11 protein-coding genes and 2 pseudogenes are annotated in these 16,815 nt (G+C 38.1%); 12 read left to right on the top strand and 1 reads right to left on the bottom strand.

From position 1 onward, the window contains the following. The 11 genes and pseudogenes from phoU to ACFIJJ_RS03810 all read left to right on the top strand — a co-directional run bounded on the left by phoU (position 1) and on the right by ACFIJJ_RS03810 (position 13,501). Positions 1 to 723 (top strand): phosphate signaling complex protein PhoU, encoded by a 723-nt coding sequence (gene phoU / locus ACFIJJ_RS03860; RefSeq protein ID WP_375623081.1) that lies wholly within the window; start codon positions 1 to 3, stop codon positions 721 to 723. Between the two features lie 551 nt (positions 724 to 1,274). Beyond that, positions 1,275 to 2,111, top strand: coding sequence for a cell wall hydrolase (locus ACFIJJ_RS03855; protein WP_375645973.1), 837 nt, complete (start codon positions 1,275 to 1,277; stop codon positions 2,109 to 2,111). 177 nt (positions 2,112 to 2,288) lie between these two features. Beyond that, positions 2,289 to 3,536, top strand: a complete 1,248-nt coding sequence (locus tag ACFIJJ_RS03850; RefSeq protein ID WP_375623085.1) for an aminopeptidase — start codon at positions 2,289 to 2,291, stop codon at positions 3,534 to 3,536. A gap of 271 nt (positions 3,537 to 3,807) precedes the next feature. Then, positions 3,808 to 4,683: a bifunctional DNA-formamidopyrimidine glycosylase/DNA-(apurinic or apyrimidinic site) lyase gene (gene mutM, locus ACFIJJ_RS03845; protein WP_375645972.1), complete on the top strand. Its 876-nt coding sequence runs from the start codon at positions 3,808 to 3,810 to the stop codon at positions 4,681 to 4,683. A gap of 84 nt (positions 4,684 to 4,767) precedes the next feature. Next, positions 4,768 to 6,162, top strand: a complete 1,395-nt coding sequence (locus ACFIJJ_RS03840; RefSeq protein ID WP_375645971.1) for a M20/M25/M40 family metallo-hydrolase — start codon at positions 4,768 to 4,770, stop codon at positions 6,160 to 6,162. Continuing rightward, on the top strand, positions 6,155 to 6,775 hold the full coding sequence (locus tag ACFIJJ_RS03835) for a ribonuclease D (protein WP_273790559.1): 621 nt from the start codon (positions 6,155 to 6,157) through the stop codon (positions 6,773 to 6,775). The genes ACFIJJ_RS03840 and ACFIJJ_RS03835 overlap by 8 nt, the downstream gene beginning before the upstream one ends. Before the next feature lie 1,419 nt (positions 6,776 to 8,194). After that, entirely contained in the window at positions 8,195 to 8,524 is a 330-nt protein-coding gene (locus ACFIJJ_RS03830) for a hypothetical protein (protein ID WP_375623093.1), read from the top strand. A 757-nt stretch (positions 8,525 to 9,281) separates the two neighbouring features. Then, positions 9,282 to 10,115: an outer membrane protein gene (locus tag ACFIJJ_RS03825; protein ID WP_375645969.1), complete on the top strand. Its 834-nt coding sequence runs from the start codon at positions 9,282 to 9,284 to the stop codon at positions 10,113 to 10,115. A gap of 333 nt (positions 10,116 to 10,448) precedes the next feature. Continuing rightward, positions 10,449 to 11,285, top strand: a complete 837-nt coding sequence (locus tag ACFIJJ_RS03820; RefSeq protein WP_375645968.1) for a porin — start codon at positions 10,449 to 10,451, stop codon at positions 11,283 to 11,285. 368 nt (positions 11,286 to 11,653) lie between these two features. Beyond that, a pseudogene (locus ACFIJJ_RS03815) lies at positions 11,654 to 12,437 on the top strand (outer membrane protein). Between the two features lie 182 nt (positions 12,438 to 12,619). After that, entirely contained in the window at positions 12,620 to 13,501 is an 882-nt protein-coding gene (locus ACFIJJ_RS03810) for an outer membrane protein (protein WP_375645967.1), read from the top strand. Between the two features lie 394 nt (positions 13,502 to 13,895). Here the strand turns inward: ACFIJJ_RS03810 and ACFIJJ_RS03805 are convergent, their stop codons facing one another. Next, entirely contained in the window at positions 13,896 to 14,120 is a 225-nt protein-coding gene (locus ACFIJJ_RS03805; protein WP_375646045.1) for a hypothetical protein, read from the bottom strand. Positions 14,121 to 14,134: 14 nt separating this feature from the next. Between ACFIJJ_RS03805 and ACFIJJ_RS03800 the strand changes: the two are divergent. Beyond that, a pseudogene (locus ACFIJJ_RS03800) lies at positions 14,135 to 16,815 on the top strand (hemagglutinin repeat-containing protein); the annotation flags it as partial.

Raw genomic sequence — 16,815 nt, 5'->3', positions numbered from 1 at the left:
ATGTCTATGAATCATACTGTCCGTTCTTATGATGCAGAACTAAAATATTTAAAAGCAAGGATTACAGAAATGGGGAGCCATGCAGAAAGGATGATTGAACGTTCTGTCGCATCGGTTGTGTGTAGTGATCTTCAACTTGCAACGACAGTGATTGCCGATGATGTATTTTTAGATGAAGCAGAACGTGACATTGATGAAAAAGCGGTTGCTATTATTTGCAAACGTCAACCGATGGCTGTAGATTTGCGTGAAATTATTGGAGCCATTCGTATTTCTTCTGATCTTGAGCGGATTGGGGACATGGCCAAAAACATTGCTAAGAGGACTGTTGCACTTTCAGAAATACGTCAATCTACTTCCTTTTATCATGGGCTTGAAGCGATTACAGCTTTAGCTCTCAATCAATTAAAAGAAGTCTTAAATGCTTATACGAGTCGCTTATTAGAGCGTGTTGACGCGGTGCGTGAGCGTGATGAGAAGATTGATGCTTTGTATACTTCTCTTTTTCGTGAACTTTTGACGTATATGATGGAAGATATGCGCAATATTACGGTTTGTACGCACTTACTGTTTTGTTTAAAGAATATTGAACGAATTGGTGATCATGTTACTAATATTGCTGAAATGCTGCATTATATCATAACGGGTTACCATATGTCCTCTGATCGTCCTCGCGATGACCTTACTTATAAAGTTGGGGTAGATGAGAAGAAAATAAATTAAAATTTTTCTTATATGTATAAAATAAGTTTGTAGATATGTGAGTATTTTCTTACAGTGCAGCTATAGAAAGAATAAGATAACCATCTTATGGAAAAGCACAAAGAAGCAACAAAGAGTTTTTTCAGAGAAGCATGGCAGATTGCTAACTCTTTGTTTGACATATTTGTATATTAGATGATATCATCACTCGTATTGTGGCAGGAGGGGAGTTTTCTAGGGGAATTTCCTTTCAGATCATTTTGTTAAAATTTTATATTCAAAGGGGATATCTGTATTATTTTTTTCGTATGTAGAAGAAATGGATAGTGTTATTTTATTATAATTGAAACGTATAGGTTATTATAGCCTATATTGAACCGTGAAGAATAACAATATTGATCTGTAAATTAAGAGTTTTTTATTTTTTATTTTGCATAGATACTTTTTGATTACCTCTTGTATTAAAATTTTGCTGAGTGGTAACAATTAGCTATGTACTTTATTGAGAGATACATTTAAAGCTCATTTCAAAACTTGAATAGCTCAGAGATTATAGGAATGTGTTGCATAAGATGAAAAAAAATCGTTTGAATGTTTTTGTTACCTGTTGTGTAGCGCCATTAGTTGTTGTGGGATGTGCTTCAAGTCATTTAGATACTGGAAAAGTAAATAATAATAAGACAAAAACGGTTACGTATCCATTGACAGAGCGTCAATGTCTTATGAGAGCGATGTATTTTGAATCAAATCGCACAAGCCGAGAAGGGATGATTGCCGTTGGAACGGTTGTTATGAATCGTGTTAATTCAACCGCCTATCCTAAGACAATTTGTGGTGTTGTTGGTCAATATAGGCAATTTGCTCCTGGTGTTTTAACGCGTCCTATGACGGAAAAAGCATCTGTTGCTCGTGTAAGAGAGGCGGCTGATGCTGTTTTACGGGGTGAACGAGATAAGAAAGTTAAAAACGCTAAGTTTTTTCATACCGCTGGTTTGTCTTTTCCGTATAAAAACATGCATTATGTTCAGGTTGCAGGGGGAAATGCTTTTTATGAAAAACGATCACGTGATGGGTCGCTTCAAATTCCTACGAATAATCGCCCTTATGATGTTGCTTATGCCTTTGCCCAAGAACGTTCTGGTAATACGCCAAGCTTTGTAGATGAAAGTTTAGAAAGTAGAGGAATAAGAACAGAAAAGAGTATATCTTCTTCTACACAGGTAGCACAGTCCAAGACGGACCATCCTACGTCTTTTGCGATGGTACAGCTTGATAAAGTTCCCATTCCCGCCTATGCGCCTCAACATCCCGCTAGGAAAGAGGAAAATAAATCGGTTATGGCGTTGCCTTCATCAGATCAGTTAAATGCAATTGTTGCAATGTTAGAAAAGCGGTACACAATCCGATAATTTTTGCACGACCAAAGAAGGGTTTTATCATCCCTTGCGGTTTATGAATTAAGTAAATCCTTTGGCGATGATAACACTTACAAATATAGGTGAGGAAAGTAAATTCAAAGGATCTGAAAAACAATTTATAATATGACGACATAAAGAACGCATTCTATTTAAAGAAGGGTATTGGTAATGTACTTTGATATTCATGAGACAATTTCGCCTGAAATGCTTAATCGTCTTGCAGAAATTACAGTGAAAGTGGGGTTGAATTTACAAGAGGGGCAGGATCTTGTTTTAACTGCTCCAGTTTCAGCGTTACCTTTTGTTCGGCGTATTGCATATCATGCTTATAAGGTTGGTGCTGGTGTCATTACACCAATTTTTAGTGATGATATGTTATCACTTACACGGTTTGAAAATGCCCATACAGCTAGTTTTGATTGTGCCCCTTCTTGGCTCTATGAGGGAATGGCAAAGGCTTTTGAAAATGGGGCAGCGCGTTTAGCGATTGTTGGTGATAATCCTTTGCTCCTTTCCAATCAGGATTTTGATAAGGTTTCACGTTTAAATAAAGCCACTTCAATAGCTTACCAGCCGGCACTCAAGCAAATATCAAATTTTGCTATGAATTGGTCGATTGTTGCTTATCCAACAGCAGGATGGGCTGAGGCAATGTTTCCTTCTTTACCACTTAATGAGGCGATTAAAAAATTAGCTGATGCAATTTTTTCTGCTTCACGTGTTACAGGAGAAGATCCGGTGCAGGCGTGGACTGTCCATAATGCACATTTGAAGAAACGGTCATCTTGGCTTAATGAGCAGCGTTTTTCTGCCTTACACTTTACAGGGCCAGGGACTGATTTAACTGTTGGTTTGGCAGATGATCATGAATGGCATGGTGGTGCATCCATTGCTCAAAATGGTGTTATTTGCAATCCGAATATTCCGACAGAAGAAGTTTTCACGACTCCTCATGCTCATAAGGTTGAAGGTTTCGTTCGCTCAACAAAGCCCCTTTCCTATCAAGGAACTCTGGTTGATAATATTGAAGTACGTTTTGAAGCAGGGCGTATTGTTGAGGCTCGTGCATCAACAGGCCAAGAAGTTTTACAGCAGGTTTTGCAAAGTGATGAGGGTGCAAGCCGGTTGGGCGAAGTTGCCCTTGTGCCCCATTCTTCACCAATTTCTAAGAGTGACCTCCTTTTTTATAATACCTTATTTGATGAAAATGCTGCATGTCATATTGCTTTAGGGCAGTGTTATTCCAAATGCTTTTTAGATGGAGCGTCATTGACAGCAGAAGAGATTGCAGCGCGTGGTGGGAATAAAAGTATCATTCATATTGACTGGATGATTGGTTCTGGTGAAATTGACATAGATGGCATTACCCAAGATGGTGTAAGAGTTCCTGTATTTCGTAAGGGTGAATGGGCTTAATTTTGTTACCATAAAACACCGTCATTTGAGGTGGGGTGGGATGTAAGTCTCATTGATACGTTAAGTATTTTAGAGTGTGTGGTATATATTCAAGGCAGGGCTTGACCATAAAGCCTTTAGTTAAATGACTCACATGAGTAGGAATCCAAGTAAAATCCACTCATCAAGAATTTGTTTAGTAGATGTAGAGGAAGTCTTCGTTTTTTGGGGGGGGAAGAAGTCAATTTATCAGTGATACGATTGGAAAGTGTATAATTATTAAAGAAGAGTAATGCCTGAGCTTCCTGAAGTAGAGACAGTTCGTCGTGGACTTGAGTCCGTTGTAACTGATGCAAAGATAGTATCTGTCAAACTTAATCGTAGAGATTTGCGCTTTCCTTTTCCTGAGGCTTTTTCTGAGCGCCTTATTGGCAGAACAATTATAGAACTTGGTCGGCGTGCGAAATATTTATTATTTCATCTTTCTCAGGATGAAACGATTTTAAGCCATTTAGGAATGTCTGGTTCATGGCGTATAGAGAATGATTTTTTAAGAAAAACTTACTCAGCGTCAAGTAAATTAGTTAAACATGATCATTTTGTCATGGATATTCAGACAAAGAATGGTGACGTTTATCGTCTTATTTATAATGATGTGCGTCGCTTTGGGTTTATGCTTTTAGTCGATACGGATAAGCTTTATGAACATCCACTTTTAAATAAGCTAGGTCTTGAACCTATGAGTAATTCGTTTTCTGGTCGTTATTTACAAAAGGCTTTTGTTAATAAAAAAATGTCTCTCAAGGGTGTTTTACTTGATCAGTCTATTGTTGCAGGTCTTGGGAATATTTATGTTTGCGAAGCACTTTGGCGGAGTCGTTTGTCTCCACAACGTGGTGCATTTACATTGGCATCAAAAACGACACGTGCATGTGAATTTGCAGATTCTTTAGCACAAAATATACGCAATGTGATTTCTGAAGCCATTTTGTCTGGTGGCTCTTCTTTACGTGATTATATGCGTATAGATGGTTCACTTGGTTATTTTCAGCATGCTTTTTCAGTTTATGGACGAGAAGGCAAGCAATGTTTGGAATGTGGAGCGCCTATTATGCGCATTTTACAGGCTGGACGTTCAAGTTTTTACTGCTCACAATGTCAAAAATGAATAAGGCGTCTTGCAAAATCTTACAAGAGGCTTAAAGTCATCGTATCTATAATATAATTACACAAGGCTTGAAAGGTTTTTTTTATGCTGAATAAAGTACTAACACATCTTGATGGAAATATAGAGAAGAGCCTTGAACGCCTTTTTTCTCTTTTACGTTTTCAATCGATTTCTACCGACTTAGCTTATAAGGATGCATGTCGTAAAGCAGCTGATTGGTTGGTAGAAGATTTAAAAACAATAGGTTTTGAGGCTTCACGGCGCGATACACCAGGTCATCCAATGGTTGTTGGACATCATCCAGGACCTTCAGATGATTGTTTGCATGTGTTGTTTTACGGACATTATGATGTTCAACCTGTTGATCCATTGAGTTTATGGGAGGATGATCCATTTACACCTTCTTTAAAAGAGAGAGATGGAGAGAAAGTTATTTGTGCTCGTGGAGCTTCAGATGACAAAGGTCAGTTGATGACTTTTATTGAAGCATGTCGTGCATTTAAGAAAGAAACAGGGCAGCTTCCTATTAAAGTTACTATTTTATGTGAAGGCGAGGAAGAGAGTGCTTCTCCTTCCCTTATTCCTTTTTTAAAAGCAAATACAGATGAACTTAAGGCAGATTATGCATTGGTTTGTGACACGTCAATGTGGGATGCGAATACACCATCTATTGCTCTTTCTCTTCGGGGAATTATGGCAGAAGAGATTATTATCACAGCAGCTAATCGTGATTTGCATTCTGGTTATTTTGGAGGAGTAGCAGCTAATCCCATTCGTATTTTAACGAAAATCTTAGCAGGACTTCACGATGAAAATAATAGGGTAACACTTCCTGGTTTTTATGATGGAGTAGAAGAAACACCTCCACATATTTTACAATCATGGAATGCGCTTAATTGTACTGCTGAAAATTTTCTTGGTCCTATAGGACTTTCCGTTCCAGCTGGTGAAAAAGGGTGGAGCATTTTAGAGCTTGTATGGGCACGTCCTACCATGGAAATTAATGGTATTAGTGGCGGCTATGAAGGGGAAGGGATGAAAACGGTTATTGCTTCTCAAGCGAGTGCAAAAGTATCGTGTCGTTTGGTGCATAAGCAAGATCCAGAGAAAATACGCCAAGCGTTGCGTGATTATGTACGTAGCTCAATTCCTGCTGATTGTAAGGTTGAATTTAAGAATCACGGTTCTTCTCCGGCACTTCAGATTTCTGATGATTCATCTTTTATCAAGGAGGCGAAGGATGCCTTATCACAAGAGTGGGAAGTGCCTGCTGTCTTGACAGCCATGGGGGGATCGATCCCAATTGTAGCAGATTTTCGATCAATTCTTGGTATGGAAACTCTTTTGGTTGGTTTTGGACTGGCTGATGACCGTATTCATTCTCCTAATGAAAAGTATAATTTAAAATCGTTTCATAAAGGGCAGCGGTCTTGGGCGCGTATTCTTGCAGCTTTAGCAAATAGGAGGGTAAATGGCTGAGATTCGTGTTCATCAAGGTGATTTACCAAACTTAGATAATTATCAAACTGATGCTGTTGCGATTGATACCGAAACTTTAGGATTACAACCCCATCGTGATCGTTTATGCGTTGTTCAGCTTTCTTCTGGAGATGGTACTGCTGATATTATACAGATTGCTAAAGGACAAAAGAATGCACCTAATTTGGTCAAGCTTCTTAAAGATAAAGCAGTCGTAAAAATATTCCATTTTGGGCGTTTTGATCTTGCTATTTTAGCACATACATTTGGTGTTATGCCAGAGGCTATTTTTTGTACAAAGATTGCTTCGAAACTCACGCGTACTTACACGGATCGTCATGGCTTGAAAGAAATTTGTAATGAACTGCTGAATGTGAATATTTCTAAACAGCAACAATCTTCGGATTGGGCGGCAGAAACGTTATCACAGGCACAAATTGAATATGCTGCGTCGGATGTGTTATATTTACATCGTTTAAAAGTTATATTTGAAGAACGTTTAAGACGTGAAGAGCGAGAAAATGTTGCCAAGGCATGCTTTCAATTTTTGCCTATGAGAGCTAGGCTTGATCTTTTAGGATGGGCGGAAGTTGATATTTTTGCGCATAGCTAACTTTAAAATTGGCTTTTAAATAGAGCTAATTATTGATGTGAGAGGACAAAATGCTTGTACATTATGGGCATTTTATCCTCTCATCTTTTCTGATAAGAATTATAATAAATTCTTAAGTGCTATTTCATTTGAAGTTTAGGTAATAAAAGTACTTTTGCGAATTCATATTTTTTTATTTTTGTAACAGCTTTTATTTGAAACAAAGCAATTTTGAGGAGAGGCTGAAAACATACGGTCGGTTGGAAGACTTAAATCTCTGCAACCGGTATACAGCCTAATTGGGGGAGAATATGAATGTGTAAATGTAAAAAACAAATCTCATCTTTACCATCATTTTTAATTCTGCTTTATAGCTTTCAAAAGTATTTAAAGCAATATCTGTTAAATAATAGAGATTACGCATTGCCTCATGTTTTTAATGGATTTACGTTCTTCGTGTAAAACAGAACGCCCTAAACGGAATATATTTGTGTTGCTAATTCATGTGCTTTTTTAAAGAAACCGGCACCCAAGTCCATTTTACGGCGGCGCTTATGAATGGTATAATGATAACGCCCTCAAAAATATGATATAAAATCTATTGAACACTACCATCTTCATGCTTATGGAGTAACAAGCCGCTATCATCCACACAACTGTGCCAATTCCCAATGTTGTGTAAGTCCTTAGCCCTTGGTACGGTTCATAAGAGACATTTTTAGTCTTTTTTATCCACACAGCTTTCCCCACTTATAACGTGCAAACAAATGGTGTTGATTGATTCAACATGAAAAAGATTTGGAATGAGAGAATCTTATGGTATTTAGGGTTCTTATTCAATATGAATAACGATAAACTATCATTATAAATCAATATACTATATGATTAATGTATAAAGATAACCACGATTATACTGAACAATGCAAAGAACGACTCCTAGAAAAATTTGTTAGAAACAAGTCAGCAAGAGCGCTTTTTACTCAATCAAAATGTTGCAATAGCTTTTGTATTTAAGCATTCTCGTAAGAATTTCTCCTTTTTTCAAGACTTTTATCCATATACAAACCTTATTTATGATGTGTAAGCGAATAAATTTGCTTAATGTATAATGAACAAGTTTGAAATGAGATAATATTCTAATATTTGAGGGGGGTATTCAATATGGAAAATATAGATTATATATATAAATCAATATGTTGGTGTAAAATTCGTATAGTTTATTATTTTCAGACGATACTTCGTGCCTTTATTTATTACTCGATAAGTAATTTCTATGTTGGCAGAGCAGGGCAATTTTCTTTTATTTTAAAAGCAAAATTCTCCAAAGCTTTATTTTAAAGGATTTTCACTTTTTATCTATAAACACATTATTTTTCTCTGGAAATTTGCAATGAAGGCACTAGATAAAATCCATTATGGATATTTAATGAGGTTAAATTTATGAATATAAAATATTTTATTACAACTTTTGCTACTTTTGCTTCAATCTCTATCACTCAGAGTGCGAGTTTTTTAGCGTCTCAAAACCTTGTACAGAGAGCATCTTCGACTATTCCTCCAATAGGTTTTTTTTCTGGTGAACAGCTTTGCAAGTTATTATCTGAAGTTTTTCAGATAGAACTTTCTTGCACAAATAACAGCGAATGCATAACAGCAGCTAAGTTAGTACCTGTGTTACATTCTGGTAAAAAAAGAGATCATTATCCTAAAAAAAGACCAGGGAAAAGAGGACGGCCAAACCTATTTGCACGAGGTCCAATGAGTTTTTAAAAAGTGAAAAAAACATAAAGAAGTATAATATATGCTTTGAATATGTCAAAAAGGAATAAATGCCTAAATTAAAAACAAAGAGCAAGCGTGATGAAATTGCATGTAATCTTGTTGCAGTTCATAGGGTAGTGAAGATCTTGTTCTGTAGGGTACAAGCATTCTTTACAATGATGAAAAAATAATCAAAGAGCTATTCACATTTGGTTATACGAAGGATGAAGCTAAAAACGTTGTTTGTATGAATTTAAATGGAACTGTTACATTTAGCTGCTCTCAATATTGTAACAGTCTTCATTGTTATAATATTGAGAATATTAATAGGAGCCATTCTAGCTTTTAAATAGTTTTATTTATTCACACACTTGCGCGTTTATGAGGTGCAGGGGGGATGGTTTCTTTAATATAAAAAGGCTTAAGATAAGAGCATCTTCAATATTACAGATGAATGAATATAAAAGATATTTTTTCATTATAAATCAATATATTATATTTTCATGTCAATAGTATACGCTTTACACGAAGGATACTGTGACACAGATTTTTTGCAAAATTATAAAGGAGAGCAAATGTGAGGAAAAGGGATCATTTGTGCATGGGCATAGTTTAATTCTCATTTATTACAGATCAAGCAATTAAGGGTGCTTTGATTGGCTTTTTGTTTTTTTTATAAGTGTGTCATTTTTACTACAGATATCTGAAGATGGGGCTCTATATGAAATGATGTGTTCAAATAAATATTCAGCTATGGAGAGAAAATATGAATATGAAATGGTTAATAACAGCTTCTGCTTTCGCTTTTGTTTCAGCTTCAGCAGCTCAAGCAGCAGATGTTATTGTTCCCCCCAGTCCAACACCTGTTGCTCCCGTTATTGTTGCTCCAACTTTTTCTTGGACAGGTTTTTATGTTGGGGGCCAGATTGGTGGTTTTTCGGGTAAAACGAAAATGGATATTCTCAGTAATGGAAACAAGATTCCAGCGCCTGATGACCTTTTGCCTAAACTATCTGGTTTCATGGGTGGTCTTTACGCAGGTTCCAACGTTGATCTTGGTAATGGCCTTATTCTAGGTGTTGATACAGATATCATGTGGTCTAATAAAGATGATACGAAGACAGGAAAAACATATGTCATTGCCCCAGAACACATCAATTATATTAACAAGGTATTAAAAGACGCTGCAATTAATATTGGTAAAGATGCGCTTGTACCTGGTGCTAAACGAACCCACAGTTTCACTTTTAAACAAAAATGGGCTGGTGCAACGCGCGTGCGTATTGGTTTTGCAGCTGAACGCATTATGCCTTATGTTGCTGGTGGTATCGCTTATACACAGCTTCAAGATAGTGCGTTGATTTCAATAACAGATAAAGATTCAGACAAAGTAATCGCTTCTGGTACTCTGTCTGATGAAACAAAGACCCTTGTTGGTTACACGCTTGGTGCTGGTGTTGATTTAGCAATGACCAATAACGTTATTGTCCGTGCGGAATATCGTTACTCTGATTTTGGTAAAAAGAAATTCTCAAATGATAAATATGAGACTTCTTACAAAACCAATGATTTCCGTGTTGGTGTTGCTTACAAATTTTAACAGATGGTAAGTTAAATAACAGAGGCTCTGTCAAAAACAGAGCCTCTGTTATTTTCTGTTGCTATATTATCACACAATACATAATTTATTGTGGATATGAAAAGATATTATTCAGATTTTCTTAAAAAAATCATAAGCAATAAAAATAATTACATTTAAAAATCAATAAGTTATTTGTATATATATCTTTAGGTTTCTTATACAAAATCAAGCTATGAAGCAATTTTGTCTGGGATGTGCCCTCCATTTTCTGTGACTGTATCATTTTTACTACAGCTTTTCTTTCTGTAATCTTGTAGCACTTTGCTCATAAATAAATTAGGAGCAAAGTTTATGAATATAAAATCTTTAGTAACAACTTCTGTTATCGCTATAGCGGCAGCTTCTGCAGCACAAGCTGCTGATGTTGTCATCCCTCATGAAACAGCCCCAGCAGTCATCGCAGCAGCCCCTTCATTTTCTTGGACAGGCTTTTATATCGGTGGTCAAGTTGGTAACTTTTCAGGTAAAGTTGATGTAGTTGATTCAGAAACAAAAAAGAAAATTACAGATAAAGACTGGACACCTAAGCCTTCCGGTTTTATGGGGGGTATTTATGTAGGTTCTAACGTAGATCTTGGAAATGGCCTCATTCTAGGTGTTGAAACCGATGCAGTCTGGGCTGACCGCGAAGATTCAAAAGCGCATTCAGCAGTCATTGGGGAAGCAGGCCTTCAAACTTTCAAAGATGAGCTTACAGAAGCTAAAGCTACACCTGCTACAGGAAAAACTATTGCTGGTATCGTGGCGACTGACAAACGTGTAGAGGGCACCTCTATAAAAGAAAAATGGTCTGGTGCAACACGCGTTCGTGTTGGTTTTGCAGCAGTTGATCGCATTATGCCTTATGTTGCTGGTGGTATTGCTTATACGCAGCTGCAAGTGGTTGATTCTCTTAAGGCAGCGACAGCTGAAGGTGCCGAAATCGCTTCTGCTAAAGTGTTTGATGAAACGAAAACGATGGTTGGTTTCACTGTAGGTGGTGGTATTGACTTTGCAATGACAGACAATGTTCTGTTGCGTGCAGAATATCGTTACTCAGACTATGGTAAAAAAGCATTTGTAAAGGACGGGGATAAATTAGCTTACAAAACCAATGATTTCCGTGTAGGTGTTGCATACAAATTCTAATTTCATCAACAACGAAATGATGAAGACAAAATAAATTGTTATGAGGCTCTGTTAAAGACGGAGCCTCTGTTATTTTTATTGTTATATTATTACACACTCCATATTTATTGGAGGTGTAAAAAGATTTTTTATAAACGATATGCAATAATTACTCGGTAAAATCAATGAATTATACGGATTCATAACTTACAATTTCTTGTGAAACGTGAAGTTATGAAATGACTTTATCTTGCGGCAGCTTTTGTTTCCTATGACTGTATCATTTTACTACAGTGTTTTTTATGTAGTCGTATAATACTGTGCTCGTAAATAAATGAGGAGCAAAGTTTACGAATATAAAATCTTTAGTCACAACTTCTATTATCACTATGGCAGTAGCTTCTGCGGCGCAAGCTGTTGATATTATCATTCCTCGAGAAACAGCTCCAGCAGTTATCACAGCCTCTTCATTTTGGGGAACAGATTTTTATTTTTGTAGTCAAGTTAGCAACTTTTTAAGTCAAAATTGATGTATTTGATTTAGAGAAAAAAACTCCATACAAATATGGATTGCCTAAGCCTTCCGGTTTCATAGGTGGTATTTATTTAGGTTGCAACGTAGATCTTGGAAATGTCCTCATTCTAGGTGTTGAAACCGATGCAGTCCGGGTAGACCGAGGAGAGACGAAGACGGTCTCAAAGATTCTTACGATTAATGATTTTAATGATGAATTTGAAGATGCTGGTGTTACATTGGATGAAAATGAAAAGTTTCAAAAGGGTTACACAGCAGTTTATCGCATTGGTTTCAAAGAAAAAAGGTTTGGTGCAACACGGGTTCGTGTTGGTTTTTCCGTCGCTGATCGTATTATGCCTTATGTTGCCGGTAGTATTGCTTATGCGTAAATACAGGGTGTTGGTAAAATTTCAGGAACAAAAAAATCGGCAAATGATAACCCAAGTAAAGCATTTTCTGCTACGGTATTTGATAAAACAAAAACGATGGTGGATTTCACTCTTGGTGGTGGTATAGATTTCGCGATGACAGATCATATTCTGCTTCGTGCGGAATACTGTTACTCAGACTTTGGTAAGAAGGAATTTAAAAAGGATTACCTTAAACTAGGCTACAGAAGCAATGACTTTCATGTAGATGTCGCTTACAAGTTCTAATTTCATCAAAAGTGCAATTATGAATAAAAAGTATTAATAAAAAGTTAAATTTTCAAGAGATCTTGACTTTTACAAAACCGCTGTTTTCTGGGGTTTTATTTGTATGATTGTGACATTTTTACTACAGCTTTTCTATCTGTAATCTTGTAAGGTCGTTTGATAGTCAATTTAGGAGCAAAATTATGAATACAAAATCTTTAATAGCAACTTCTATTGCCGCTTTAATTTCAGCTTCTGCAGCACAAGCTGCTGATGTGGTGATTCCTCATGAAGTCGCACCAGCAGTTATCGCTGCAGCCCCTTCGTTTTCTTGGACAGGTTTTTATCTTGGTGGTCAAGTGGGCAACTTTTCGAGTAAAACTAAAGTAACTATTCCAGGAGAAGATAAAGGACTTTTCAAAAAAGATAACACACCTAGTCCTTCTGGTTTCATGGGTGGTATTTATGCCGGATCTAACGTAGACCTCGGAAATGGTCTCATTCTCGGTGTTGAAACCGATGCAGTTTGGGCGGGCCGTGAAGAATCAAAAACAGCCCGTGAATTGACTCTTACTGAAAAAAATGCAGAAGATTTTAATGCTGCCCTTGAAAAAGCTAAGGTTGAATTAAAAGATCAGCAACGGTTTGAAATAGGTGACAAGGTAACGGAAAAGCACAGTTACAAAGAAAAATGGTCTGGTGCTACACGTGTTCGTATCGGTTTTGCTGCTGTTGACCGTATTATGCCTTATGTTGCTGGTGGTATTGCCTATGCGCAGGTACAGGGCATTCAATCAGTTACAGGAAAAGGAGAGAGAGTTAAAGTTGAGCAAAAAGCTGATGTGGTTGAAAAACCACCAGTTAAGCAAAATGTAGATTTGACTGGTGGTACTTGGGCTGATGACACGAAGACAATGGTTGGTTTCACTATTGGCGGCGGTGTTGACTTTGCAATGACAGACAACGTTCTTTTACGTGCAGAATACCGTTACTCCGATTTTGGTAAAAAGAAATTCGCAAACGATACACGTGAATTCAACTACAAAACCAATGACTTCCGTGTAGGTGTCGCTTACAAATTCTAATTTCGTAAAAATGAAATTAGAAGCATAAAAAATACTAAGGCCTCGTTTAACGGGGCCTTTATTTTATTAGCTCTCTATTTTATCTCTCTTAATCCCTTCATTTTGTATTATAAGGCTTAAAAAAAGTTTTATATTATAAAAGGCGAATTAGTAGTATGTATCTATTTTATAACTAGTTATTATATAAAATCTTATATCACGGCTATCATTTTACGCTTAAGTGAAAAGTATTTAATTAATCTCAGAAATAGGACAAGATCATAACCAGTGACGAACATTAGTCTACTTTTATATACCAGATTAGAGCGAGCGTACTACATATATCTGTTAGAGTAAGTTCTGAAACGGGAATACAGCCTCATTGGGGAAGAATATAAAGTTACAAAGAGAAAAACTAGTTTCCAACTTTATCATCTTCTTTTAATTTAGCTTTACGATTTTCAAAAGCATTTAGAGCAATGTCTTTTAAATAATGAAAATGAAGATGACGCATTGTCTTACGTTTTTGTTTATTGCATTTTTTAATGAGATCATACTCCTCATGCAAAACAAAACACCCTAAACGGAATACACTTGTTGTTGTGTATTCACACATTTGTTTTAAAGAAATATTTTTCAAAGTACATCAAGCCCACTTATGTCTCTGGACAAGATTTGAATATTCTAGGCTCTGATGTTCAAGCAACGGATAAACTTCTCTTGCAAGCTGAGGGCAATGTTTCTATTGATGCCACACGCAACAGCATGGACAATCAGAATGGGAGTGAAACATCTCATGTTGCCTTGCACAATGGCTCTCATTTAAGTTCTGGAAAAGAGACCACTGTTCTATCGGGTGGCGATATCCATATTGCTGCTTCCGATATAGATGCCAAGGGCAATGTTGGACTTGGCGCCCAAGGGGAGATAACAATAGGGGTGAGAAACGATGAGATGGAGTATCATCTTCGCACCAAAAACACGAAAGTGGATATGCAAGCCTCTCATGCCGTTGGCTCTTCGATAAAATCGGGAGGTGACACCACTGTCATTGCAGGGCAGGATGGCAAACCGCATGATCTTAGCATCACAGGCAGTTCCATTGCGGCTGATGGCAAGGTAGGGCTGAAAGCCAGCAACGATGTCCTGATCAATAATGCAGAGGATAGCTTACATTATGAGATGTCGTACCATAAAGACGGTGGGGTGTTTAGTAGCAGTAAATCTGAGCATAACAAGATGGATGTGCGCCAAGTTGTGGGGTCAAGCATAACAGGGGGTGAAGGCATTGCCATTGACTCAGGCAACAATACGGAAGTTATAGCCTCGACGCTCATAGCCGGTAAGGCAGAGGAAACGTCAGGAGAGAAAGCACCAGAAGATCAGAAACAAGCGGATATTACCATTCACTCTGGGGGAAAGATTGTCATAAAAGGCGCCCAAGAACACTTGGATCAACAAGAACAATCGTCATCAAGTGGCTTTTTGCATGAGAAATCGTCCGATACATCTCAATCGCATACCACAACGGTTTCCTCTATCCTTGGGGCAACGGGCAACATCGTGTTAGACGCACAAGGAGAAGCCAAGATTTCTGCTTCTCATCTTCTTTCCGGTCAAGATATCAATGTGAGCGGAGAAAGTGTGACGATTGATGGCATGACAGATCATCATAAAAGCCATTCAGAAACCCATGAAACGGGTTTTGGTGTGGGATCAGGCAAGGGCTTTGTGTCGATATACGGGAGTGAGGGAAAGACAGAAAATGAAGAGAGTTTTGAGCATCAAGGTTCTTCTCTCAATGCGGATGGCAATATCACCATCACTGCCAAGAAAAAAGATGTGAAAATTGTTGGCTCTGATCTTGCAGGTGAGAATATTAACCTTTCGGCAGCTCGTGATGTCAATGTGCTTGTTGGTCACAATCGTCATAGGGCAAGCTCAAAGGAAGAACGTACAGGTTTTGGGTTTCAGTTTGAAAAGAGCAACAGCGGTGCTTCCGTGGGTGTTGGAATTGCAAGCGCCAAAGATACGGGCGATCAATGGGAAAATACTTCCACACAATCACACATCACGGCACGCCAAGATGTGCAGATTACTGCTGACAATGATGTAAATATGCAAGCAGCCATTGTTTCGGCGGATCGTGATGTCAACATGGATGCCGGCAATAATATCACGCTTTCAGAAAGCTATGATACCTCTAACGGCAAAGAGACACATGAAAAGTCTTTTGCTGGTGTGACAGGCTCTGTCAATGTGGGCATTCTTGGTACAGTAAAAGATGTAAAGGATGCAGCCAAACGTTTTGGTCATGGGGATACAAAACACAAAATCGGCAATGGTCTTATTGCTGGTCTAAAAGGCTATGATCTCTATAGCAAAGGCAAAGGTCTTTATAATGAGATGAAGGGTGGAAACCTTAAACAGTCTATTCGTGATATTGCTGATGTTTCTGCTAGCGTAACCGTGGGCTTTAAGACAGAGAAGGCAGAAGCCTCTGTTCAGACCTCTACCGCGGTAACAGGTACAATAGAAGCAGGACGCGCTGTTAATATGCAAGCCCACAAAGGTAGCATCCATGGTGTTGGAGCCGATATTATTGCCGGTACAAACCCGATACAAAGCAATGATGAACAGAGCGGGAATATCACCATAGGAGCAGGTAAAGATATCATCTTTGAAAGTGCTCAAAATACGCAAAGCACAGAAAACCACACGCAAAGCGCTTCGATGAATGTTGGGTATAGTTATGGTACCGGTGGTCCAGGGTGGATGGGGAATGCTTCTTTTGGTAAAGGCAAGGGTTCCAGTGAGGAGGTTCAACAGAAGAACAGCCATATTATTGGCACCGGCACAGTTCACACAACGAGTGGGGCAAACACCACATTGGCAGGTGCTGTGGCTTCTGGAGAGCGTGTAGAAATGGAAGTAGGGGGTGATTTCGCCATTACCAGCCGCAGTGATACGGGACAAAGTTCTAGCAAGCAAAACTCTTTTTCCATTGGTTATAATAGTCGAGAAAAGGAGGGTACAGCCACAACCAATATTTCCTTGAACAAGGATAAATCCTCTAGTGATTATCATAGTGTTGTGGAGCAATCAGGCATCAAAGCGGGTGATGGCGGCTTTAAGATCAACGTTAAAGATAAAACAACGCTGACCGGAGGACTTATTTCCAGCACTGCGCCGGCAGATAAAAACAGCCTAACCACAGGAAGCATCAGCACCAGTGATATCAGCAACGGTGCGCATGCTCAAGCTAGCAGCCAAGGTTTAAGCATTTCTGCGGGTGGTCCGATGTATCAGGGCAAATATGGTGTCGGGAAAAACAT

The organism is Bartonella sp. TT29SHDZB, from assembly GCF_042193395.1.
Classification (GTDB): domain Bacteria; phylum Pseudomonadota; class Alphaproteobacteria; order Rhizobiales; family Rhizobiaceae; genus Bartonella.
Note: the sequence above shows the minus strand (reverse complement) of the source record. Positions and strands in the feature narration are given on the sequence as shown.